This window comes from Allobosea sp. TBD101, from assembly GCF_059817965.1.
The window spans coordinates 4,185,766-4,208,870 of record NZ_CM187543.1; the positions used below are offsets into that span (position 1 = coordinate 4,185,766).

A 23,105-nucleotide genomic window follows, 5' to 3' on the forward strand; every position below is an offset into this window, starting at 1 on the left:
GCCCGCTCCGGAAACGGGGCGGGCCGCTTTGCGTCGGGGAGAGTTCAGCGCGTGCCGAACATCCGGTCGCCGGCATCGCCGAGACCGGGAACGATATAGCCGTGATCGTTCAAGCGTTCGTCGATCGCCGCCGTCCAGATGCGGACATCGGGATGGGCGCCGCGCAAGCGGGCGATACCCTCCGGCGAGGCCAGCAGACAGACGAAACGCAGGTCCTTGGCGCCGCGCTCCTTCAGGCGCTCGACCGCCGCGACGGCGGAGTTCGCCGTTGCCAGCATCGGGTCCATCACCACGATCATGCGGTCGGCGATGTCGGACGGCGCCTTGAAATAGTACTCGACGGCCTGGAGCGTGTCGGGATCGCGATAGAGCCCGATATGGGCGACGCGGGCTGCGGGCACGAGTTCCAGCATGCCGTCGAGGAAGCCGACGCCGGCGCGCAGGATCGGCGCGAAGACCATCTTCTTGCCGGAGATGACCGGCTGCATCGACTTCTGCAGCGGCGTCTCGATCTCGATCAGCTCGGTCGGCAGGTCGCGCGTCACCTCGTAGCAGAGCAGCATGCCGATCTCGTTGAGGAGCTGGCGGAAGCTCTTGGTCGAGCGATCCTTCTCGCGCATCAGCGTGAGCTTGTGCTGGACCAGCGGATGGTCGACGACGGTGACGCCGTCCTGGCTCGAAGTCATACGCCGGTTACCCCTCTATCTCTCGGACTTGGCTCTCGAACCTTGGCTTACCCTCAAAATACCGTGCCATCGCTGACGATGGTCAAGGGCGGGCCGCCATCCACACGCTTTTCGCGCGCGATCCGGCGCCCGGCCGCCCAGGTCCCGCCTTCGAGCACCTTGGCGAGCGGGAGTTCCTCGCGCGAGCGGCCGAAGCGCTGACGGATCAGCCCTCCGACTTCGTCGAGCAGGGCGACGGTCAGCGCCCGCCATTCCACCACGAGTGGCGACGAGACCTCGTGGGCCTTCGTCCGGTCCGTCTCATCCTTCAATGCGATGACGCCGCTATCGAGGAAAAGCCCGCCATTGCGGTATTCCGGCAGGCCGGTCATCTCATCGATATCGACGACCGCGATGCCGGCCCATTGCAGCGGCTCGATCAGCGAATAGGTCAGCCATTGCGAGAGCTTGTGGAAGGGTACCAGCCCCTCGGTCGGCTTACCCGCCGCGATCAGCGGATGACGCCAGGTGTCACCGAGCGCCACGCCGGCCAGCGTCAGGCGCGACGGCCAGATGCCGCCGAAGGTGCCGAGCACCTCGCCCAGCATATGCGGCGCCCGCAGCGTGCCGGTCTCGGCCGCCGCAGCGAAGCGATCGAACAGCGCTCCGGGTCGCGACAAGCCCTGCCGCTCCAGTTCCTCGCCAAGGCGGTTGAGCAGGGCCGCGCGGCCTTCGAGCGCGAGCAGCGGATTGCCCGGCCCGGCCTGGAAGCCGTGCGCCAGCGCCGCCGCATCGAGCCGTTTCATGCCAGCTGCATCGGCCTGCAGGGGAGACGCGGGATCGCTGGAGAACAGGCCAGCGGCGAACATGTCGAGCGAGGCGAGCGCCAGCCCTTCCGAACGGCCGATCTCGCGGCCGGTCGCGGCGTCGCGATAGCGCCAGTCGGGACCGGCACCCGCATCGAGCAGAACGCTGACCACCGCGAGATCATAGGCGGCGCGGCCGCGCGCGGCGGGATTGGCGAAGCCTGCGGCCTGGTCGAGCTTCTGCCAGCGATCCGCGCCATCGACGCTGAAATGGCGCCAGCGCGCATGGAAGGGGATGTCGAGGGTCGGATAGTTCGCGCGGATCGTCTCCAGCACATAATCGGCGCAGGCTTCGAGCCGTTCGGGATGAACGCTGAAATGGAGGAGTTGGCCGGCGAGCCCGAGCTCCAGCATCTCCTGCGCGCGCTCGCGTACGGCAGCGGGTTTCAACAGGGCGCGGAACGCCTCGGGATCGCGGTCGGGCATCATCAACTCGGTAAGCGTGACGGAATCAGAACTTGTCGAGGTCGCGGCCGACCGTCGATTTCAGGGCGTTGTCGCCGGGCGCACCGTCGGGCGAGTAATAGCCTGCGGCCTTCTTGGCCTCGATCTCGACGGAAGCATCGGGCGGGACCAATTCGGGCGGGATCGCGACGCGCTCGCCGATGGTGATGCCGCTCTCGACCATGGCATCGTATTTCATGTTCGACATCGACATCAGCCGGTCGATATGGGTGACGCCGAGCCAGTGCAGCACATCCGGCATGAGCTGCTGGAAGCGGGCATCCTGCACGCCGGCGACGCATTCGGTGCGCTCGAAATAGGTCGCGGCGGAATCGCCGCCCTCCTGGCGCTTGCGGGCGTTGTAGACGAGGAACTTGGTGACCTCGCCGAGCGCCCGGCCCTCCTTGCGGTTGTAGACGATGAGGCCGACGCCGCCACTCTGGGCCTCCTTCACGCATTCCTCGATGCCATGCGTGAGATAGGGCCGGCAGGTGCAGATATCGGAGCCGAAGACGTCCGAGCCGTTGCATTCGTCATGGACGCGGCAGGCGATGCGCGCCTTCGGATCGGCAAGCCGCGAAGCCTCGCCCATGACATAGGCGGTGATCGAGCCGATCGGCGGCAGGAAGACCTTGAGGTCCGGCCGCGTCACCAGCTCGGGATACATGCCGCCGGTCTGCTCGAAGAGCGTGCGGCGCAGGTCGCTTTCGGTCGCGCCGAAGCGCTCGGCGATGCCCGGCAGGTACCAGACCGGATCGACCGCGATCTTGGTGACGCTGATATCGCCGGAAGCGTGCAGGATATGACCGTCCGCGGCGAGGCGATGCGCACCCATCGCGGCGAGGATCTCGGGCAGGTTGAGCCTGGCCTTGGTGATCGCGATCGAGGGGCGGATATCGATGCCCTCGCCGATCAGCCGACCGAAATCCTGCGCGACCGTGTGCCCGAACGGATCGAGCGAGACGATCTTCTTCGGGGCTGCCCATTGCGGCTGGGGCAGGATCTCCGCCGTCGGGTAGGTATTGGTCAGGTCCGGGCGCTGCTGCGGGTTCATCGCGCGGGCCGAGATCGCCAGCGCCCGATAGACCGAATAGGAGCCACCATGGGCGCCGATGACGTTGCGGTCGGCGGGATTGGTCGTGGAGGCGATGATCGGGCCGCGCTCGGCGGCGGTGGGAGCGCCCCATCGGATCGGAAAGCGCGCGGCGGCGCTGCCCGGCTCGGGATGGGAGGTCAGCCTGATATGGCCGTTGCGGTTCGGCGCGTTCATCGCGGTCACGTCCTGAAACGGAAGAAGGCCCCGGGACGGGATCGTCCGGGGCCCTCTGGACCTCATGAAGTCTGAACCAGCGCGATGGCGCCGTCAATCGCCTTAGAAAACAGCGAGATAGCGCAGCAGCGAGATGATGCCGATCACGATCACGATGATCTGGACGACGTTCTTGATCTGCCCGTCGAGCGGCAGCATCCGCACGAGGTAGAGCACGAGGCCGATGACGAGAACGGTGATCAGCAGCGAAATCAGAATGCCCATGCTTTCAGCCCTTTGTCTCGGCCGGTAGCCGGCCCCCCGGAGCCCAACCGCGACGCATTCGCGGCCTGTCAGCCCCGGCGAAAGAACGTCGCAGGGCGGGAATAGGTTCCGGAGGCGGGTTTTCCGGCGAAAGGGGGCAAGGCGGCTATTAGGTAGTACGCGGGAGCCGCAACAGAAAACCCCTCTCCTGTAAGGAGAGGGGAGGGGTGAGGCGTAGGCCCTTGGACCAGTCTGGCGCGGGGCCAACCGCAGCCGTGGTGAGTGCTCGGCCAAAGCGTCCAACGGCCTACCCCTCACCCTGCCCTCTCCCTCCGTGAGAGGGTTCCCCGCGCTATCCTGGCCTTATCCGGCGATGCGGTCGAAATCCGCGACGGCGCGCGTCGCCTGGCGGAGCTGGTTGAGCAGCTTCAGGCGGTTGGCGCGCAGGGCCGGGTCGGGATCGTTGACCGTGACCTTGTCGAAGAAGGCATCGACCGCCGGGCGGATTTCGGCGAGCGCGGCCATGGCGCCCTCGTAATCCTCGGCAGCGACCGCAGCCTCGGCCTTCGGCGTCGCCTGCGCCAGCGCGACGGCGAGCGCCTTCTCCTCGATCAGGCCGGCATCGGCGATGAGGTGCAGGTCCGGAGCGTCGGCGAAGGCGCCCTCCCCGTCCTTCTTCTCCTCGGCCTTGAGGATATTGGCGGCGCGCTTGTAGCCCGCGAGCAGGTTCCGGCCGTCCTCGGTATCGAGGAAGCGGCCGAGCGCGGCGACGCGGCGGGTGATGAGGAGCAGGTCGTCGGAACCTATCGCGTCTCCATCGCCCAAAACGGCATCCACGAGGTCATGCCTTGCACCTTGATCCCGCAAGGTGACCTTTAGACGGTCATGGAAAAATGTGAGGAGGTCTTGCAGCGTTGCAACCGCCCAATCTTTCTCCTCTTGAGAAACTTCTTTATTCACTAGTTTCGCCGAATGGATCAGCTCCGTCACTACAGCCATTTTCAAATTGGGCGAAAGACGCTCAGCAAGACGAAAATCAGCGGAGCGTTGCTTAAGATTTGCTGCATGGACCATTCGGCGCAGATGACGCGCTACGGTGACCCCAATCTCAAACTTCACCCCATTCTCAACCACCAGCCGGATCACGCCCAGCGCCGCGCGGCGCAGCGCGTACGGGTCCTTGCTCCCGGTCGGCTTCTCGTCGATGGCCCAGAAGCCGACGAGCGTGTCGAGCTTGTCGGCCAGCGCTACGGCGACCGAAACCGGATCGGTCGGAACGCGGTCGGACGGGCCGACCGGCTTGTAGTGCTCCTCGACCGCCGCTGCGACCGAAGCGTCCTCGCCCTGCAGCTCGGCATATTTCCGGCCCATCAGGCCCTGCAGTTCCGGGAACTCGCCGACCATCTCGGTCGGGAGGTCGGCCTTGGCGAGTTTGGCGGCGCGCTCGGCCTTCTCGGGGTCGGCGCCGACGATCGGCGCCAGTTCCCTCGCCAGCGCCGCGATGCGCTGGACGCGCTCGCCTTGCGTGCCGAGCTTGGCGTGGAAAACGACGCCGAGCTTGTCGAGCTTGGCCATGCGCTGGTCGAGCGGCTTGGCCAGATCGAGCCCGAGCTTTTCGGCGCTGTCCTTGAGGGTATCGAGATCAGGCAGCGCGCCGCGATCGGTCTGCCAGAAATAGGCGGCGTCCGAGAGGCGCGCGCGCACGACGCGGCCATTGCCGGCGGTGATCGCCACGCCGCCATCGCTGGCCGCGAGGTTCGCGGTCAGCAGGAAGCGGTTGGCGATATTCCCGGTCACGGGGTCGCGCAGCACGAAGCATTTCTGGTTGGCGCGGATGGTGGCGCGGATCGCCTCGCCGGGGATGTCGAGGAAGCGCTCCTCGAAGGAGCCCATCAGCACGACCGGCCATTCGACGAGGCCGGCGACCTCCTCCAGCAGGCCCTCGTCCTCGACGAGGTCGAGCCCCTGCGCGAAGGCGAGGTTGCGGGCGTCGGTGAGGATGATCTCCTTGCGCCGGTCGGCATCGAGCACGACCTTCGCCTTCTCGAGCGAGGTCACATAGTCGTCGAGCCGCTTCACTGTGATCGGGCCGGGCGCATGGAAGCGGTGGCCATAGGTGACGTTGCCCGAGACGATGCCGTCGACCTCGAAGGGCACGACCTCCGGGTCCTCGGTCTCGGCGGCGCCGAAGGTGCAGAGGATCGAATGCAGCGGGCGGACCCAGCGCAGGCTGGCGCCAGCGGCCGAGGCCTTGCCCCAGCGCATCGATTTCGGCCAGGGGAAGGCGCGGATCACGGCCGGGACGATCTCGGCGATGGCCGCGACCGTCTCCTGGCCGGGCTTCTCGATGATGGCGACGTAGCTGTCGCCCTTCTTCGGGTCGCTGACGATGGTCGCCTGATCGAGCGAAGTCAGCCCGGCAGCCTTGAGGAAGCCCTGCACGGCGGCTTCGGGCGCGCCGACGCGCGGACCCTTGCGCTCCTCGCGCACGTCGCGGCCGCGAACGGGGAGACCGGCGATATGCAGCGCCAGCCGGCGCGGCGTCGCGAAGGCCTTGGCGCCTTCGTAAACGAGACCGCGCTCGACCAGCGCATCGGTGACGAGCTTCCTGAGGTCGTCGGCCGCCTTGCGCTGCATGCGCGCGGGAATTTCTTCCGAGAAGAGTTCGAGCAGAAGATCGGGCATCAGTTCGCTCCCCCGCCGTCGGTCTTCAACCAGGCCGCGCCGCAGGCCTTGGCGAGCTCGCGCACGCGCAGGATGTAGCTCTGCCGCTCGGTGACCGAGATCACGCCGCGCGCATCGAGCAGGTTGAAGGTATGGCCGGCCTTGAGGCACTGGTCGTAAGCCGGCTGGACCATGAGGTGCCGGTCGCCGGCCTCGCCCTTTTGCAGGAGGGCGCGGCATTCGGCCTCCGCCTCGGCGAAGCGCCTGAACAGGGCATCGGTATCGGCGTGTTCGAAATTGTAGCGGGAATATTCCTGTTCGGCCTGCAGGAAGACATCGCGATAGTTGACCTTCTCGTCGCCCTCGAGCCCGTTGAAGTTGAGCTCCATGATGCTCTCGACGTTCTGCAGATAGCAGGCGAGGCGTTCGAGGCCGTAGGTCAGCTCGCCGGAGACTGGCGCGCATTCGATGCCGGCCACCTGCTGGAAATAGGTGAACTGGCTGACTTCCATGCCGTCGCACCAGCATTCCCAGCCGAGGCCCCAGGCACCCAGGGTCGGGTTCTCCCAGTCGTCCTCGACGAAGCGGATGTCGTGCAGGAGCATGTCGATGCCGATCGCTTCGAGCGACTGGAGATAGAGCTCCTGGAGGTTCGGCGGGTTCGGCTTCAGGATGACCTGGAACTGATAATAATGCTGCAGCCGGTTGGGGTTCTCGCCATAGCGGCCGTCCTTGGGCCGGCGCGAGGGCTGGACATAGGCGGCCCGCCAGGGCTTCGGCCCAAGCGAACGCAGCATCGTGCCGGGATGGGAGGTGCCGGCACCGACCTCCATGTCATAGGGCTGCAGCACCACGCAACCTCGCTCGGCCCAGAAGCGCTGCAAGGTCAGCAGCAGCCCCTGGAAGGAGCGGGTCGGGTCCATCGCCGGGGAGGAAGCCGGGATGGCGGAATGCGAGAGTGGCGCGGGGGCGGACAAGTGCCTGCAACCTTCCGATAACGAGGGAATGCTGCGGTGATTAGGGTTCGCACCCGCCAGGGTCAAGCGCGGGCCGGAACCGGATGCGGACAGGTTTCGTTCATAACCGGTCTGATATCGACAAAGGCAACCGCACGGTTCGCGATGTTCGGGGCGAGCATTTGATGCCGGGCCGGCGGCTGCAAAACCAAGGAGTAAGCCCATGTTGACAACCCGCATCATTGCCGCCGCCTTCGGCGCCGCAACCTTGCTCGGTGCCGCCATGAGCAGCGCCCCGGCCTCCGCGGCCCCGATTTCCGCCGGCACGACCTTTGCCGCCGGCGCCGAGACCGGCCTCGTCCAGCAGGCCTGGCACTACGGCCGCCCGCATTACCGCCCGGGCCGCCCACACTACCGCCCGCGCTGCTGGACCGAGTCCCGCCGCGTCTGGAACGGCTATCGCTGGATCCGGCGGACCGTGCGCGTCTGCCGCTGACGGCAGTGCATATCGCTGAAGGCGGACAGAACGGCGCGGGATCGCGCCGTTCACCTCCCAAGGGCCTGAGGCGATGAAGGACGACGGGCCTCCAGCGGCTGGACCGCTGGAGCGATCCATGGAGACGACGATGTTCCGGGCAGCCATCCTCGCAGCAGCAACGGCCGTCGTCCTCGGCGGCGGCGCCCTGATGGCGACATCGCCCGCCGCTGCGCCGGTCGCAGCTGCGGCAGGACAATCCGCCCAGGCAGGGCAGGACCTCGTCCGGTTGGCCCAGTACTACGGACCGCGCCGTCCTTACCGGGCGCGGCCTTCCTATCATCGCCCGCGCTGCTTCTGGTCCGAGCGTCGCGTCTGGGACGGCTGGCGCTGGGTGGTCCGCCCGGTGCGCATCTGCCGCTGAGCGGCGCCAAGCATGGCCGCAATGCGGCCATTGGCTGAAGGCAAACTGAACGACGCGCTCCTTTGCCGTTCAGGTTCGGGGTCCTAGTGTTCAATTCAAGGGCGGCGTTTTCATCCGACGGCAGGGACTGCCGACGCCATCTCATGGAGGTTTTCATGTTTCGGACAATGATCGTCACCATGGCGACCGCCGGCGCGCTCGGCGTGGCCGGCGTCGCCGCCACTCCCGCCTCCGCCACCCCGATCGGGGCTGCGCCGATCGCAGCCGCTTCTGCGGTCGCGAGCGAAGGCATGGTCCAGCAGGCGCAGTATTATTACGGCCCGCGCCGCTATTACGGGCCGCCGCGTTATTACGGACCCCGCTATTACGGGCCGCGGCGCTATTATGGTCCGCCGCGCTACTACGGCCCGCGGCCCTATTACGGCCCGCCGCGCTTCTACGGCCCGCGCCCCTATTACTGGTAATCGGGCGCGAGGCGCTCGCGGCCGCGATGCACCGCATCGCTGAACGGGGTCAGCCTGCCATCGGCGCCATTGATCACGAAAGCCGGCAGCAGCGTTGCCGGCTTTCTGCTGTTCAGGATCGCCGTGACGATGATGCGGATCGCCGGTCTGTCGGCAAAGGCATGGATCGGGCGGACCGCGACCGCGCCGAAACCGGTTTCGAGACCGGCCAGCACCTCCGGCAGCGCCTCGACCCGGTGAATCAGCGCGAGATACCCGCCCGGCCGAAGCAGGCGCCGGGCCGTGCGCAGCCAGGGCGCGAGCGCCCCTTCGGCGACATGGGCCGCCTTGCGATTGAGGACAGGCGAGGCCCGGCTGCCGCCCGGCGGATAGAAGGGCGGGTTCATCGCGACGGCGTCATATGACGCGGCAGCCAAGCCGAGTTCGGAGAGAATCGCGGCCCGCGCCGTGACATCGCCCGCGATGGCCGTCACGCGTCCCGCCATCTCGTTGAGCCCGGCATTGCGTGCAGCCAGGGCTGCAAGCTCCGGATCGCGCTCCAGCAATGTGACGCGGAGGCCCGGTTGCAGCAGGGCCGCAGCAAGGCCGATCGTGCCGACGCCGGCCCCAATATCGAGCAAGGCCCGCTGCCCCAATTCCGGCAGGGCCGCCGCCAACAGAATCGCATCGCTGCCAGCGCGGTGCCCCTTGCGCGGCTGAAGCAGCCTCAAACGACCATCGAGCAGCCTGTCCTCGACGATCTCGCCCAGCGCCGAGCCCGGTTCGATCTCACTCATCGCGCAGTTCTGCGCCGTAGCCGGCCTCGATCAGCAATGCACGCGCGCGCCTGCGATCGGCCTCGCGCACCAGCAAGCGGCGCGGGAAGGCGCCGATCATGCCCTCGAGCGAGCTGATATGCTGATCGGCGATCAGGCAATCGAGATTGGCCGAAGCCAGCAGGGCCTCGACGGCTCCGAGCAGGATGAGATCATTGGTGCGCATGAGTTCGTGCATGGCTCCATGGAGCCCAAGCACCCCACCCTGCGCAAGAGCCGAGCGCTTTCAGCCCCCGCTCACGAAAAGGTGCGGCGTCACGCCGGTTTGCAGGGGCTGGCGTCCCATGCGACGGTTGTGGCATTGCACAAGCGCGCCGCCCGGCGCGAGAATCTGACCCGGAGTGTTTTCAGTGGGCGTCGTCGTCTCCCTCGAGGAACGGGAATCGAATCAGGCGAGCATCGAGCCGCTGGTCGCGCTGACGCGCGCGGACATGGAACGCGTCAACGCGATGATCCTGTCGCGCACCGGGTCCGACGTGACGATGATCCCGGAGGTCGCCAACCACCTGATCTCCTCGGGCGGCAAGCGTTTGCGGCCGATGCTGACGCTCGCCATGGCCGATCTCTGCGGCTATGCCGGCGACGGCCACGTCAAGCTCGCGGCCTCCGTCGAGTTCATGCACACCGCGACGCTGCTGCATGACGACGTCGTCGACGAGAGCGACATGCGCCGCGGCAAGCTCGCCGCCCGCATGCTCTGGGGCAACGAGGCGAGCGTGCTGGTCGGCGACTTCCTGCTCGGCCAGGCCTTCAAGATGATGGTCGAGGTCGGCTCGCTGCGCGCGCTCGACATTCTGTCGACGGCCGCCTCGGTGATCGCCGAAGGCGAGGTGCTGCAGCTCTCGGTCGCCAAGAACACGGAGACGACCGAGGACGAATATCTCTCGGTGATCCGCGGCAAGACGGCCGAGCTCTTCGCCGCCGCCTGCGAGGTCGGGCCGGTGATCGCCGGCTCCTCCAAGGCCGATGCCGCCGCCTGCCGCAGCTACGGCCTCAATCTCGGCATCGCCTTCCAGCTCATCGACGACGCGCTCGACTATGGCGGCGTCGCGGCCAAGCTCGGCAAGAATACCGGCGACGATTTTCGCGAGGGCAAGATCACCCTGCCGGTCGTGCTCTCCTTCCGCCGCGGCGACGAGGTCGAGCGTGCGTTCTGGAAGCGCACGCTGCAGGACGGCGAGATTCGCGATGGCGACCTGGAAGAGGCACGGACGATCATGCGCCGGCACAAGGCGCTCGACGACACCATCGCCCGCGCCGAGCACTATGCCCGGATGGCCAAGGATGCTCTCGGCCTGTTCCCGGCCTCGCCGATGAAACAGGCGCTCAACGCCGCCGTCGATTTCTGCGTCGCGCGGGCGCACTGAGCGGGCCGGCATGGCATCAGGTGACGAGCCTGAAATCGAGACCTTATCGTCGCGGATCGTCTACCAGAACCGCTGGATGAGCGTGCGCGAGGACGCCATCCGGCGGCAAGACGGCTCGCATGGCATCTACGGTGTCGTCGAGAAGACCGATTTCGTGGCGATCGTTCCCGTCGAGCCGGATGGCAGCATCCATCTCGTCGAGCAATATCGCTACCCTGTCGGAGGGCGCTTCTGGGAAGTGCCGCAGGGCTCGTGGGAGTCGAACCCGGAAGCCGATCCTCTGACGGTTGCCCAGGGCGAGCTGCGCGAGGAAACCGGTCTTCAAGCCGCTGACATGGCCAAGCTCGGCTATCTCTTCGAAGGCTACGGCTATTCGAACCAGGGGTGCCATATCTTCCTGGCCCGGCAGCTCACCCAACAGGCCCGCGATCTCGACCATGAGGAGCAGGGCCTGATCTGCCGCCGCTTTCCGGCCTGCGAAGTCATGGCCATGATCCAGAGCGGCCAGATCCGGGACGCCATCACGGTCGCCGCCATCGGCCTGCTCGTGATGCAAGGCCTGCTGCCGCAAGCCTTCGATCCGCCGCGCTGAAGCGCGCGACAAACCCGGCTCACCCCAGCAGCGTCGGCTTGATCCACCAGTCCGGGCGCTCGCGCTGCAGCGCCTTCGCCGCGGCAGCGCTGGCCGTGCAATCGTCGAACAGCGCGTAACAGGTCGCGCCGGAACCCGACATCCGCGCCAGCCGGCAACCCGGCAGCGCCACGAGACGCTCCAGAACCTCGTCGATCACCGGCGCGACGCGCTGCGCCGGCGCGGCGAGATCGTTCGTCGTCGATGCAAGATATCCCGTCAGCTCCGCAGCCGATGCAGGCGCCACAAGCTCCGTCGCGCGCGCGTCGGCCAACGTCTCGCCGGCCTTGAGCCCGAGCGCGCGGAACACCGGAACCGTCTCGACACCGACGCCCGGATTGGCCAACACGGCGAAGAGCGGCGGCAACCTGAGCACCGGGCCAAGCTTCTCGCCGATCCCCGCCATCAGCCGCGCCCGCGAATCGAGGCAGACCGGCACGTCGGCGCCGACGCCCGCAGCGATCTCCCGCAGGAGCGGATCGGCCGGGGCGATGCCGTTCAGGCGCGCGAGCAGGCGTAGCGCCGCAGCCGCATCGGCCGAGCCGCCGCCGATCCCGGAGGCGACCGGCAAGCGCTTGACGAGATGGAAGCACCCGACATGCAGACCCGGCCGCGCAGCAGCGAGCGCGCGGGCGGCGCGCAGGACGAGGTTGCTGTCATCGGCGGACAGCCCTTCGGCGCGCGGCCCGGCGAGCGTGAGGGAGAGTGGCGCACCGGGATCGAGCGAGAGCGTATCGCCCACGCCAGCGAAAGCGACGAGGCTTTCGAGCTCATGATAACCGTCGGCGCGCCGGCCGAGCACGCGCAGGTCGAGATTGACCTTGGCGCGGGCGCGCGTCGTCAGCGGCGGGGCCACGGCGTCAGGCCGGCGACTCGACAGCGTCAGCCGCCATCCTTCTTCGGGGCTTCGGTCGCATTGGCCGAAGGCTCCTCAAGACCGCGATCGATCTTGCGCAGGATCTTCTCCAGGTCCTCGGGCTCGGGCTTGAGATCGCGGGCATGGTTCCACTGGAACTTCGCCTCGAGCTGGCGGCCGGTGCGCCAATAGACGTCGCCGAGATGGTCGTTGATCACCGGATCGGAGGGGCGCAGCTCCGAGGCGCGCTCGATCTCGCGCGAGGCATCCTCGTAGCGGCCGAGGCGGTAATAGGCCCAGCCCAGCGAATCGATGATGTAGCCGTCGCGCGGGCGCAGTTCGACGGCACGGCGCAGCATGTCGAGCGCCTCGTCGAGCTTGAGGTGCTTGTCGACCAGCGAATAGCCGAGATAGTTGAGCACCAGCGCGCGCTCGCGGCCGAGCGGATCGGGCAGGAGTTCCAGCGCCTTGCGCAGGTCAGCCTCGGCCTCAGGCCAGCGGTTGGTGCGCTCGCGCGCGATGCCACGGAAATAGAACAGGTCCCAGTTGGCACGGCCGGGCGAAGCAAGCTTTGCGATAGCCCTGTCATAGGCCGTTGAGGCCTCAGCGAACTGCTTGCGCGAGCGATAGATGTTGCCGAGCGCGGAGAGCGCGTCGACATCGTCCGGGCGCTCCGCGATCACCTTGTCGAGATGCTTCACGGCCTCTTCGGGCTTGCCGAGATTCTCCAGCGCCAGACCGGCCTGGATCTCGGCATTCGGACGCAGCGGCGAGGTCGCCGGCATCTTGTCGTAGACGGCGACGGCGTCCTCCGGCTGGCGGGCGCGCTCCAGGATGTCGCCGAGCGTCAGGATGGCGAGGTCGTGGCCGGGGTCGAGATAGATCGCCATGCGCAAGTAGAGCAGAGCGGCCGCCTCGTCGCCCTGGCGGTTCCCGGCGCTGGCGAGGCCGTAGAGCACCTCGGCAGCGCCCTGCTGCGGGGTCGAAATCTGGCGCGGCGGCGCATCCTTCTTGCCGACGAGCGCCATGCCCTCGCGGATGACGGGGTGATTCGGCAACAGGCGGTCGAAAGCGGCATAGGTTTCGGCGGCGCCGTTGAAATCGCCACTGCGAGCCTGGAAGCGCGCCCAGAGGTCGACCAGCCGGAGCGTGGTCTTCTCGGCGTCGTAGGCCGATTTCAGCCGCTTCTCCGCATCGGCCTTGCGGCCGGCGGCATCGAGGATCAACCCGGCGTGATAATCGCGGAAGAGGTTGTAGGACGGCTCGCCCTTGAGACGCTCCAGCGTCTCGATCGCGCGGCGGGAATTGCCCGAGCCGAGATAGGACCATGCCGAGAGCAGCGTCGCGGTGATATCGGCCGCGCGGCCCCTGCCCCCGCGCTGGAGGTGGTTGCGCGCGGTCTGGTAGCTCTTCTGCTTGATCGAGCGGATGCCGATGACGAGCTGAGCGAGGCCGTTGCTCGGGTCCTGCTGGATCAGCTTGTCGGCGGCCCGGAAGGCGTCCGGCATGGCGCCGTCGGCCAGGAAGGCGACGAAGGCGCGCTCGGTCAGGTCGTTGTTCTGCGGGTCTTCCTTGATCGCTTCGCGCAGATAGACGGAGGCCGCGCCGAGATCGCGCGAGGCGCCGGCGACGATGGCCGCGAGATAGTTGCCTTCCAGGCTGTCACCTGGCTCAAGCGTGTCGGCCGCACGCGGTTGCGTCGCCCCCTGGGCGGCGGCCACGGCTGGCAGGAACATCAACAGCGACAGCGCAGCAGCCGTGCCGGAGGCACGCACCTTCTTCAAAAATGTCACGACTGCCATTCTCCCTCGGTCCGCGGATTCACCATCTCGGGGCGCACTTTTCCAGCGGACCGTGATCACTTCGCGTAGGCCGCCAAGATGGCGGTTTCCGGGCGGGCGGGCAAGCCGGCCAGCTACTCAATGCGCCGGTTTCGTAGCAACCGCGCAACACTCGCCGAAATCCGCATGACGGAAGGGTCGGCACCGAAAAACAGCCACCATTGCGCAGGGATATCAGGCCATATTCGCCCTTGTCTGCAGATATTGCAGCGATTCCACTGGGACTGTTCCAATGAAGAAGATCATTCTGAGCGTTGCCGCCGTCGCGCTCCTCGGCGGCTTCGTCGCCGGCTGCGCCAAGACCGAGACCAAGCCGGCCGCCCCGATCGTCCGCAAGGGCTGATCGGCCCCAGGCCTGACGACAAAGGGCGCGCCTCCCGGCGCGCCCTTTTTTGTTTCAGCGGATGGGCATGCACGCCGATTGTCATTCCGGGGCGCACTGTAGGTGCGAACCCGGAACCCACGACCGCGTGAGACACTCGATTCGCGTTTGTTGGCGGCTCACCCAGTCGTGGGTTCCGGGTTCTTCGCTCCGCGAAGCCCCGGAATGACAAGAGCAGCGTCCACTCAGAACGACCAGACCGTCGACCGCACCGGAGGCAAGCCGAGCAGGATCACATATTCGCGTAGCCGGGCCCGCCGCCGCCTTCCGGCACCGTCCAGGTGATGTTCTGGGCGGGGTCCTTGATGTCGCAGGTCTTGCAGTGGACGCAGTTCTGCGCGTTGATCACGAAGCGTGGATTGCTCTTCGTCTCGGCGTTCTCATAAACGACCTCGTAGACGCCCGCCGGGCAGTAGAGCCGCGCCGGCTCCCCATAGAGCGGCAGGTTCTGCGAGATCGGGACCGACGGGTCGGTCAGCTTCAGATGCGCCGGCTGGTCTTCCTCGTGATTGGTCGAGGACAGGAAGACCGAGGAGAGCTTGTCGAAGGAGATCTTGCCGTCCGGCTTCGGATAGCTGATTGGCGTGACTTCGGAGAGTGGCTTCAGCATCGCGAAATCCGGCTTGCCATGCTTCAGCGTGCCGAAGGGCGACCAGCCGAAGAGCTGGTTCAGCCACATGTCGATGCCGCCGAGCCCGATGCCCAGGAAGGTGCCGAACTTGGACCAGAGCGGCTTGACGTTGCGGACGCGCTTCAGGTCCTTACCGATGGCGCTGCCGCGCCAGCTCGCCTCGATCTCGACGACCTCATCATGCTTTCGCCCCGCCTGCAGCGCCGACACCAGCTTCTCCGCCGCCAGCATGCCCGACAGGATGGCGTTGTGGCTGCCCTTGATGCGGGGCACGTTGACGAAGCCCGCCGCGCAGCCGATCAGCGCGCCGCCTGGGAAAGTCAGCTTCGGCACGGACTGCCAGCCGCCCTCGGTGATCGCGCGCGAGCCGTAGGCGATGCGCTTGGCGCCCTCGAAGGTGTCGCGGATCAGCGGATGCGTCTTGAAGCGCTGGAACTCGTCGAAGGGCGAGAGCGTCGGGTTCTGGTAGTTCAGATGGACGACGAAGCCGACCGAGACCAGGTTGTCGTCGAAATGGTAGAGGAAGGAGCCGCCACCCGTGCTGTTGTCGAGCGGCCAGCCGAAGGAGTGCTGGACGCGGCCCTTGTGGAATTTCTCCGGCTTGACCTGCCAGAGTTCCTTCAGGCCGATGCCGTATTTCTGGGGCTCGCGACCCTCATCGAGGGCAAACTTCCTGATCGCAATCTTGGAGAGCGAACCGCGCGCGCCCTCGCCCAGGAGCGTATAGCGACCACGCAGCTCCATGCCGCGGGTGAAGCGATCCGAGACCGTGCCGTCCTTGGCGATACCCATGTCGCCGGTGGCGATGCCGGCGACAGAGCCGTCCTCGTTGAAGAGCAGTTCGGCAGCGGCGAAGCCCGGATAGATCTCGACGCCGAGCGCCTCGGCCCGCGCGCCCAGGAACTTCGCGACGAGCCCGAGCGAGCCGACGAAGTTGCCGTGATTGTTCATCAGCGAGGGCATGCCGAAATTCGGCAGGCGGATGCCGTTCGGCTGCGTCAGGAAATAGAAGATGTCCTCCTTGACCTCGGTGGTCAGGGGGCGATCGGGGTCCTCGCGCCAATCCGGCAACAAACGGTCGAGGCCGATCGGATCGATGACCGCGCCGGAGAGGATATGGGCGCCGACCTCGGCGCCCTTCTCGACCACGACGACGGAAATGTTCTCGTCGAGCTGCTTCAGCCGGATCGCGGCGGCCAGGCCCGCGGGGCCGGCACCGACGATGACGACGTCATAGTCCATGCTCTCGCGCGGTTCGCTCTGCGCTTCCTTGAGATCCATCCTGCCCTCCGCCTCAGCGACCGCGCCGCATGATAGTTTATATATGAACTATTTTGCCGGGTCGTTCAATGCCGGCTTTCGTCCAGTCTGGAACCCCTCTATCCAAGCGCGCGTTCCATTTTGCAACTGCGTCGGCTCGCGAAGCAGCCTTGCACGGTATAGTATGCGCCAATGAGCCTGTCCGATGCAGTCGGCCCCGACGCGCCCGATCCCTATGAGTTGCTGAGCTGGTACGCCGAGATGGGCGTGACCGAGGCGCTCGACGAGACGCCGCGCAACCATTTCGCCGATCCGGTTCCCGCTGGGGGCAATGGACAGCCGCGCCTGCGCGCCCTGCCCGGCCGCCCGGCTGCGCCGGCACGGCCGATGGCGGCTGCAGCGACGGCACCGGACGATGCGGCGGTCAGCGCCAAAGCACTCGCCCGCGAGGCACGTACGCTCGACGAGCTGAAGACGGCATTGGCCGGGTTCGAAGGCTGCGCGCTCAAGGCCACCGCCAAGAACCTCGTCTTCGCCGACGGCAACCCTGAAGGCCGGGTGATGATGGTCGGCGAGGCGCCGGGCGCCGACGAGGACCGAATCGGCCTGCCCTTCGTCGGGCGCTCCGGGCAGTTGCTCGACCGGATGCTCGCCGCCATCGGGCTGAGCCGGAAGGATGACGTCTATATCGCCAACCTGCTGCCATGGCGCCCGCCGGGCAACCGCACGCCGACGCCGCAGGAGGTCGCGATCTGCCTGCCCTTCATCCAGCGCCAGATCGAACTCGCCGATCCCGACATCCTGGTCTGCGTTGGCGGCCCCTCGGCGCAAGGCCTGCTAGGCTTCACCGGCATCCTGCGCTCGCGCGGGAAATGGGTGGAATACGACACCGGCGCGCGGCGCATCCGGGCGATCGCGACCCTGCACCCAGCCTATCTGCTGCGCCGCCCGCACGACAAGCGCCTCGCCTGGCGCGACCTGCGTGCGCTCAAGGCCGCGCTCGACGGGAAGAATTGACGCAGCGACGTTGCGCGCAGGCGCAGCACAAGGCAGACTTGCATTAGATCACATCCAGAAGCGCCCCTTTGGGCGGAACCCAGCGCCTTGGCAGCGCGGCCGACGGAGTTCTGCGATGGTCATCGATGCATTCCTGCTCTCACGCATCCAGTTCGCCTTCACGGTTTCCTTCCACATCGTCTTTCCCGCCTTCACGATCGGGCTTTCGGCCTATATCGCGACGCTGCTCGGGCTGTGGCTGAAGACGGGCGATGCGAAATTCCATCTGCTCGCGCGCTTCTGGACCAAGATCTTCGCAGTCTCCTTCGCCATGGGCGTGGTCTCCGGCATCGTGCTGTCCTACCAGTTCGGCACCAACTGGAGCCGGTTCTCGACGGCGGTCGGCAACGTCATCGGACCATTGATCGGCTACGAGGTGCTCTCGGCCTTCTTCCTCGAGGCCTCCTTCCTCGGCGTGATGCTGTTCGGCTGGAAGCGCGTACCGCCCTGGCTGCATTTCCTTTCCGCCGTCATCGTCGCGGGCGGCACGGCGCTCTCGGGCTTCTGGATCCTCTCGGCCAATAGCTGGATGCAGTATCCGGCCGGCCATGAAGTGCGCGACGGCATCGCCTATCCCGTCGACTGGATGAAGATCGTCTTCAATCCGACTTTCCCCTTACGCTTCGCCCATATGATGACGGCCGCCTATCTGACGACTGCCTTCGTCGTGCTCGCGACCGGGGCGCGACACCTGCTCGCCGGGCACCGCACCGAATCGGCCAAGACGATGGTGCGGATGGCGATCCTGATGATCGCCCTGACCGCGCCGCTCCAGGCCGTGATCGGCGATTTCCATGGCCGCGACACCGCGACCTACCAGCCGGCTAAGCTCGCCGCGATCGAGGCGCACTGGGATTCGTCGAAGCCCGGCGCGCTCGTGCTCTTCGCCTGGCCCGACGAGAAGGCCGAGCTCAACCGGTTCGAGATCTCGATCCCCGGCGTCGCCAGCCTCGTCACCCATGGCAGCATGAACGCGCTTTTCCCGAGCCTGAAGGATTTCAAGGTCGAGGATCGCCCGCCCGTGCTCATCCCCTTCTTCGCCTTCCGGGCGATGGTCGGGATCGGCGTGCTGATGATCCTGTTCGGCTGGGTCGGCGCCTGGCTCTGGCGCAAGGGCACCGTCTTCGAATCGCGGCGCTGGCTCTGGATCGCGCAATACACCTGGCCGGCCGGCTTCATCGCCATCCTCTCCGGATGGTTCGTGACCGAGGTCGGACGCCAGCCCTGGCTGGCGACGGGCATCATCCGCTCGGCCGACGCCGTCTCGCCGGTCACGACGCTCCAGGTCGCAATCTCGCTCGCCCTGTTCGTCTGCGTCTATTCCGTCGTCTTCACAGCCGGGATCCTGCTGATCAACCGCCTGATCGACAAGGGGCCGGACGAGATATCCGGCGAGGATGCGCCGGAGCAGCCGTCGCAGCGTCCGCTCAAGGCGGCGCAGGGGGAGGCCGCCGCGATCTTCGGCGACGGCAAGCCCGGCGACGACAAGATCCAGCCCGCGATCTGAGGAGACAATCCATGGAATGGTATCTCCCCGTGATCTGGGCCGGGCTGATCGGCACCGCCGTGATGCTCTATGTCGTGCTCGACGGTTTCGACCTCGGCATCGCCATCCTCTTCCCGACGACGAAGGACGAGGGCGAGCGCGACCAGATGATGAATTCGGTCGCGCCGTTCTGGGACGGCAACGAAACCTGGCTGGTGCTGGGCGGCGGCGGGCTCTGGGTCGCCTTCCCGCAGGCCTATGCCATCATCATGCCCGCCTTCTACATCCCGGTCATCCTGATGCTGCTGGCGCTGATCTTCCGCGGCGTCGCCTTCGAGTTCCGCTGGGTCGCCAAGCCGCATCACCACCGCTGGGACCTCGCCTTCTGGCTCGGCTCCACAGTCGCCGCCTTCTCGCAGGGGCTGATCCTCGGCGGGCTGATCCAGGGCGTCACGGTCGCGAACGGCCAGTTCGCCGGCGGCCCGTTCGACTGGCTGACGCCCTTCACCGTGATGTGCGGCCTCGGCGTTGTGGTGGGCTATGCCCTGCTCGGCGCGACCTGGCTGATCTTCAAGACCGAAGGCCCGGTCGCGGAGCGGGCACGCCGGCAGGCCAGGACGTTGCTGCTGGCGCTGATGGGCTTCGCCGCGCTGGTTTCGCTGTGGACGCCCCTCGCGCATCCGCGCATCGCCGAGCGCTGGTTCACGCCGGGCAATCTCGCCCTGCTATGGCCCTTCCCGGTGCTGACGGCGTTCTGCGGCTACATGGCCTGGAAGCGGCTCCACGGCGCGCATGAATTCACGCCCTTCGCCTTCACCATCGCGATCTTCCTGCTCTGCTTCCTCGGGCTGTCGATCTCGAACTTCCCCTATCTCGTACCGCCCTCGGTGACGATCTGGGATGCGGCGGCCGCGCCGTCCTCCCATATCTTCGTGCTGATCGGCGTCGCCTTCCTGCTGCCGATGATCCTGTTCTATACCGCCTTCGTGTACTGGACCTTCCGCGGCAAGGTCAGGATCGACAGCGGCTACCACTGAGCGGAACCTCCGCAGTCACCGGGCGTTCAGGAGCAGCCTGCAATGACGACTTGAGTTCCCCGCATCTCCCGGCGAGATTGCGGGGGAGCTTCGCCAGGGATGCCTTCATGCAGTGGGAAGATTACCGCCAGTCCGACAATCTCGAGGACCGGCGCGGCAGCGGTGGTGGCGGCGGCTTCGCCGGCATGCCCGGCGGACGCGGCGGCGTCGGCATCGGCACGATGGTGGTGCTCGGCCTGCTCGGCTGGGCTCTCGGCATCGACCCGCGCCTGCTCATCGGCGGCGCCGAACTGATCGGCGGCATCGGCGGACGCCCGCAGACGCAGGAGACGCGCCGGTCCTCCGGCCCGCCACAGGACGAGATGGGCCGCTTCGTCTCGGCCGTTCTGGCGCAGAACGAGGATGTCTGGTCGAAGATCCTGCCGCAGCAGGCCAATACCCGCTATCAGCCCCCCCGGCTCGTGCTGTTCTCCGGCGTCGATCGCTCGGGCTGCGGCACCGCGCAATCGGCGATGGGGCCGTTCTATTGCCCGGTCGACAAGAAGGTCTATCTCGACACCTCCTTCTTCCAGGAGATGCAGCGCAAGCTCGGCGGCGGCGGCGACTTCGCCTATGCCTATGTCGTCGGCCACGAGGTCGGCCACCACATTCAGAACCTGCTCGGCATCCTGCCCAAGGCCAATCAGCTCCGCGAGCGCTCCTCCGAGCGCGACGCGAACGCGATCTCGGTCCGGATCGAGTTGCAGGCCGACTGCTTCGCCGGTGTCTGGGCCCACAACATCCAGGCCATGGGCCGGCTCGACCAGGGCGATATCGAGGAAGCGCTGCGCTCGGCTGCGGCGATCGGCGACGACAAGCTGCAGCAGGCGTCGCGGGGCGTGGTCGTGCCCGATTCCTTCACGCACGGCTCCTCGGCGCAGCGCACGCGCTGGTTCAATGTCGGCTTCCAGTCGGGCTCGATGCAGCGCTGCGATACGTTCCGGAACCCGGTCTGACGCGACACCCGCTGTCCCGGGCGGCCATTCCGGCAAGACCCGGAAACAGAACGGGCCCGAACCGGGCCCGCGACTTCCAACATTCGGCGCGGAGGGCTGAAATCCAGCCCTCCGCTTCGTTTTCATGGAGCCTTCAGCTCCAGAATCCTTCCTGATGCACGCGAGGCGAGAACGTATCCTCGTCCTCCTGCTGTTCCTCGCGCTTGTCCTCGTCGCGCTCGGCTTCGAACGCAGAACAGGGATCGTGCCGTTCAAGCATGGGTCTCTCCTTTCGAGGGTCTGAGGGAGGTGCTTTGGCAATCGTCTACATACGAACTTATGCTGCATCGCACAAGTTTCCGAGAAAAATGCGCCCAGCCATGCATTCCAGGCATAACGAATCCAGGACATCGCAGCTTGCCGAAACGGCCTAGCCCGCCCGTTCCCGCTGGACCGGCAGTCGCACCGGAGCCCGGTCTAGACGGCCGACCAGCGCCATCGCCTTTGGCATGACCAGCCCTGCCCCGAGCGCGCGCGCGCCCATAGAGAAGGCGACCCGCTCGCGCAGCGATGCGGCAACCCCGCGCGACGGAATCAGGGCCGGCTTCCCCGCTGCGAGCAGCAAATGGCGCTCCACCGCCTGGACCCAATGGGCCTGCGGCACATCGCCGGCCTCGAACAGAACGAGGCGATCGCCGCGGGCCCCGGCGGCGCCATTGCGCCAGGCGCTGTTCTTGTCGGCACGCAGATAGCGGGCACCGGTCGCGTCGGCCGCCCGCTCGGTCTCGGGCGAGCCCGTCGTGTCGACGATGACCGCATGGCCGAGAAAGCCCTCGGCGACCGCCGGAATCAGCACCGCAAGCGTCGCGGCAAGCGCCTGCTGGGAACCATCGCTGCGGATCACGGCTGTGAGCATGAGCAAAACCCTATGCCGCAACGCAGCATGCCACAATCCCGCCGCTTGCCTTTTGTTCTCTATATGTTCACTCTACATGAGACCAAAAGGCACCGATTCCCGGTGCGCGACCCGGTTCGAAAACCATGCCACAGGCCAGACCCACTTCCCGGCCCTTCCCGGCGGCCCAGCCCCTGCGGCGGGCCGACAGGGAGCTGAGCGTCTCGGCGCCCATGGTCGCACCGGCCGACCCGATGGCCTATGCCGGTCACCGCATCGATCCCGACAGGCGGCGCGGCCGCGGCGCCACGATCAATCCGGGCGGCCGCTACGAGGCCGAGCAACGCGTCGCCGACGACGACGGCTGGGGCTCGCTGGAGGAGCTGCCGCCGTTCTCGACCGAGATCGCCTATGAGAAGGCGCGCACCATCATCACGCGCAACGACTCGCCCGATATCTCCTTCGACCGCTCGATCAACCCCTATCGCGGCTGCGAGCATGGCTGCGTCTACTGCTTCGCCCGGCCGACCCATGCCTATCTCGGCCTGTCGCCGGGGCTCGATTTCGAGAGCAAGCTGACGGCCAAGCCCGATGCGGCGGCGCTGCTGGAGAAGGAACTCTCCTCGCCATCCTACCAACCGCGCACGATCGCGATCGGTACCAATACCGACGCCTACCAGCCGATCGAGAAGAAGCTCAGGATCATGCGGCAGATCCTGGAGGTGCTGGCGAAGTTCAACCACCCGGTCGGCATCGTCACGAAATCGGCGCTGGTGCAGCGCGACATCGATATTCTCGCGCCGATGGCGGAGAAGGGTTTGGTCAAGGTCGCGCTTTCCGTAACGACGCTCGATCCCAAGACCGCACGCGGCATGGAGCCGCGCGCCGCCTCGCCCGCCAAGCGGCTGGAGACGATCCGCAAGCTCTCCGAGGCCGGCATTCCGGTCACGGTGCTGGTCGCGCCGATCATCCCGGCGATCAACGAGCATGAGATCGAACGCATCCTCGACGCAGCGAAGGCGGCGGGCGCCGAGGCTGCCGGCTACGTCCTGCTCCGGCTGCCGCTCGAAGTGCGCGACATCGTGCAGGAATGGCTGCTGACGCACCATCCCGACAAGCTCCGGCATGTGATGTCGCTGATCCGCTCGACGCGCGGCGGCAAGGATTACGATTCGCAATGGGGCCAGCGCATGGTCGGCTCCGGCCCCTATGCCTGGATGATCGGGCGGCGCTTCGAGATGGCTGCCGAGCGCATCGGCTTCAACACGACGCGCCGCCGGTTGCGGACGGATCTTTTCGTGAAGCCTGAGAAGGAGAAAGCGCAGCTGAGCCTGTTTTGAGGAACGGTTCATGGCTCTCAGCGGTGGAGCACGCCTCCACCGCTCTGGCCCGGCGACCTGACC

The 23,105-nt window shown here is 66.9% G+C and carries 23 protein-coding genes; 10 read left to right on the forward strand and 13 right to left on the reverse strand.

Translation table 11 applies throughout. From position 1 onward, the window contains the following. Nucleotides 1-44 precede the first annotated feature (44 nt). The 6 genes from upp to AC6RIC_RS20465 all read right to left on the reverse strand — a co-directional run bounded on the left by upp (nt 45) and on the right by AC6RIC_RS20465 (nt 7,075). Nucleotides 45-686, reverse strand: a complete 642-nt coding sequence (upp, locus tag AC6RIC_RS20440) for a uracil phosphoribosyltransferase (RefSeq protein WP_257732500.1) — start codon at nt 684-686, stop codon at nt 45-47. A 53-nt stretch (nt 687-739) separates the two neighbouring features. Next, nucleotides 740-1,957, reverse strand: a complete 1,218-nt coding sequence (locus AC6RIC_RS20445; RefSeq protein WP_499736635.1) for a URC4/urg3 family protein — start codon at nt 1,955-1,957, stop codon at nt 740-742. 25 nt (nt 1,958-1,982) lie between these two features. Then, a complete protein-coding gene (locus AC6RIC_RS20450) occupies nt 1,983-3,245 on the reverse strand; it encodes a GTP cyclohydrolase II (RefSeq protein ID WP_499733698.1) in 1,263 nt (420 codons plus the stop codon). 102 nt (nt 3,246-3,347) lie between these two features. Further along, a complete protein-coding gene (locus tag AC6RIC_RS20455; RefSeq protein WP_176168593.1) occupies nt 3,348-3,509 on the reverse strand; it encodes a Thivi_2564 family membrane protein in 162 nt (53 codons plus the stop codon). A gap of 342 nt (nt 3,510-3,851) precedes the next feature. Continuing rightward, on the reverse strand, nt 3,852-6,173 hold the full coding sequence (gene glyS, locus AC6RIC_RS20460; RefSeq protein ID WP_499733699.1) for a glycine--tRNA ligase subunit beta: 2,322 nt from the start codon (nt 6,171-6,173) through the stop codon (nt 3,852-3,854). After that, entirely contained in the window at nt 6,173-7,075 is a 903-nt protein-coding gene (locus AC6RIC_RS20465; protein ID WP_499736636.1) for a glycine--tRNA ligase subunit alpha, read from the reverse strand. Before AC6RIC_RS20465 ends, glyS begins: the two co-directional genes overlap by 1 nt. 256 nt (nt 7,076-7,331) lie before the next feature. On the opposite strand from AC6RIC_RS20465, the gene AC6RIC_RS20470 reads away from it, so the two are divergent. From AC6RIC_RS20470 to AC6RIC_RS20480, 3 genes are all read left to right on the forward strand, one after another. Further along, a complete protein-coding gene (locus AC6RIC_RS20470; protein ID WP_454657864.1) occupies nt 7,332-7,604 on the forward strand; it encodes a hypothetical protein in 273 nt (90 codons plus the stop codon). A 118-nt stretch (nt 7,605-7,722) separates the two neighbouring features. Beyond that, entirely contained in the window at nt 7,723-8,007 is a 285-nt protein-coding gene (locus tag AC6RIC_RS20475; protein ID WP_499733700.1) for a hypothetical protein, read from the forward strand. Nucleotides 8,008-8,162: 155 nt separating this feature from the next. Continuing rightward, the gene (locus AC6RIC_RS20480) at nt 8,163-8,471 is read left to right on the forward strand and encodes a hypothetical protein (protein ID WP_499733701.1); all 309 of its coding nucleotides are present in this window, start codon (nt 8,163-8,165) and stop codon (nt 8,469-8,471) included. Here AC6RIC_RS20480 and AC6RIC_RS20485 read toward each other — a convergent pair. Then, complete coding sequence (locus AC6RIC_RS20485; protein WP_499733702.1) at nt 8,462-9,247, reverse strand: tRNA1(Val) (adenine(37)-N6)-methyltransferase; 786 nt, start codon at nt 9,245-9,247, stop codon at nt 8,462-8,464. The two genes, AC6RIC_RS20480 and AC6RIC_RS20485, sit on opposite strands and share 10 nt — an antisense overlap. After that, on the reverse strand, nt 9,240-9,464 hold the full coding sequence (locus AC6RIC_RS20490; RefSeq protein ID WP_454657868.1) for a putative signal transducing protein: 225 nt from the start codon (nt 9,462-9,464) through the stop codon (nt 9,240-9,242). The genes AC6RIC_RS20485 and AC6RIC_RS20490 overlap by 8 nt, the downstream gene beginning before the upstream one ends. Before the next feature lie 172 nt (nt 9,465-9,636). On the opposite strand from AC6RIC_RS20490, the gene AC6RIC_RS20495 reads away from it, so the two are divergent. Continuing rightward, the gene (locus AC6RIC_RS20495) at nt 9,637-10,653 is read left to right on the forward strand and encodes a polyprenyl synthetase family protein (RefSeq protein ID WP_499733703.1); all 1,017 of its coding nucleotides are present in this window, start codon (nt 9,637-9,639) and stop codon (nt 10,651-10,653) included. A gap of 10 nt (nt 10,654-10,663) precedes the next feature. Then, a complete protein-coding gene (locus tag AC6RIC_RS20500; RefSeq protein ID WP_499733704.1) occupies nt 10,664-11,245 on the forward strand; it encodes an NUDIX domain-containing protein in 582 nt (193 codons plus the stop codon). 19 nt (nt 11,246-11,264) lie between these two features. On the opposite strand, the gene AC6RIC_RS20505 is transcribed toward AC6RIC_RS20500, so the two are convergent. The 3 genes from AC6RIC_RS20505 to AC6RIC_RS20515 form a co-directional block, all read right to left on the reverse strand. Beyond that, a complete protein-coding gene (locus AC6RIC_RS20505) occupies nt 11,265-12,140 on the reverse strand; it encodes a 4-(cytidine 5'-diphospho)-2-C-methyl-D-erythritol kinase (RefSeq protein ID WP_499733705.1) in 876 nt (291 codons plus the stop codon). 26 nt (nt 12,141-12,166) lie between these two features. Next, nucleotides 12,167-13,933 carry a tetratricopeptide repeat protein gene (locus AC6RIC_RS20510; RefSeq protein WP_499733706.1) on the reverse strand — a complete coding sequence of 589 codons (1,767 nt, stop codon included), beginning with the start codon at nt 13,931-13,933 and terminating at the stop codon, nt 12,167-12,169. 662 nt (nt 13,934-14,595) lie between these two features. Then, nucleotides 14,596-16,275 carry an electron transfer flavoprotein-ubiquinone oxidoreductase gene (locus AC6RIC_RS20515; protein WP_499733707.1) on the reverse strand — a complete coding sequence of 560 codons (1,680 nt, stop codon included), beginning with the start codon at nt 16,273-16,275 and terminating at the stop codon, nt 14,596-14,598. A gap of 171 nt (nt 16,276-16,446) precedes the next feature. Between AC6RIC_RS20515 and AC6RIC_RS20520 the strand changes: the two genes are divergently transcribed. From AC6RIC_RS20520 to ypfJ, 4 genes are all read left to right on the forward strand, one after another. Then, nucleotides 16,447-17,271, forward strand: coding sequence for a uracil-DNA glycosylase (locus AC6RIC_RS20520; protein ID WP_499733708.1), 825 nt, complete (start codon nt 16,447-16,449; stop codon nt 17,269-17,271). 115 nt (nt 17,272-17,386) lie between these two features. Next, nucleotides 17,387-18,817, forward strand: coding sequence for a cytochrome ubiquinol oxidase subunit I (locus tag AC6RIC_RS20525; protein WP_499733709.1), 1,431 nt, complete (start codon nt 17,387-17,389; stop codon nt 18,815-18,817). Nucleotides 18,818-18,828: 11 nt separating this feature from the next. Beyond that, nucleotides 18,829-19,833 (forward strand): cytochrome d ubiquinol oxidase subunit II, encoded by a 1,005-nt coding sequence (gene cydB / locus AC6RIC_RS20530; RefSeq protein WP_454657874.1) that lies wholly within the window; start codon nt 18,829-18,831, stop codon nt 19,831-19,833. Between the two features lie 107 nt (nt 19,834-19,940). Then, entirely contained in the window at nt 19,941-20,828 is an 888-nt protein-coding gene (gene ypfJ, locus AC6RIC_RS20535) for a KPN_02809 family neutral zinc metallopeptidase (protein WP_454657875.1), read from the forward strand. 133 nt (nt 20,829-20,961) lie between these two features. On the opposite strand, the gene AC6RIC_RS20540 is transcribed toward ypfJ, so the two are convergent. After that, nucleotides 20,962-21,087: a hypothetical protein gene (locus AC6RIC_RS20540; protein WP_454657876.1), complete on the reverse strand. Its 126-nt coding sequence runs from the start codon at nt 21,085-21,087 to the stop codon at nt 20,962-20,964. A gap of 150 nt (nt 21,088-21,237) precedes the next feature. Then, the gene (locus AC6RIC_RS20545) at nt 21,238-21,723 is read right to left on the reverse strand and encodes a hypothetical protein (RefSeq protein WP_499733710.1); all 486 of its coding nucleotides are present in this window, start codon (nt 21,721-21,723) and stop codon (nt 21,238-21,240) included. A gap of 212 nt (nt 21,724-21,935) precedes the next feature. Between AC6RIC_RS20545 and AC6RIC_RS20550 the strand changes: the two genes are divergently transcribed. Continuing rightward, nucleotides 21,936-23,042 (forward strand): PA0069 family radical SAM protein, encoded by a 1,107-nt coding sequence (locus AC6RIC_RS20550; protein ID WP_499736637.1) that lies wholly within the window; start codon nt 21,936-21,938, stop codon nt 23,040-23,042. The last annotated feature ends 63 nt before the right edge of the window (nt 23,043-23,105 follow it).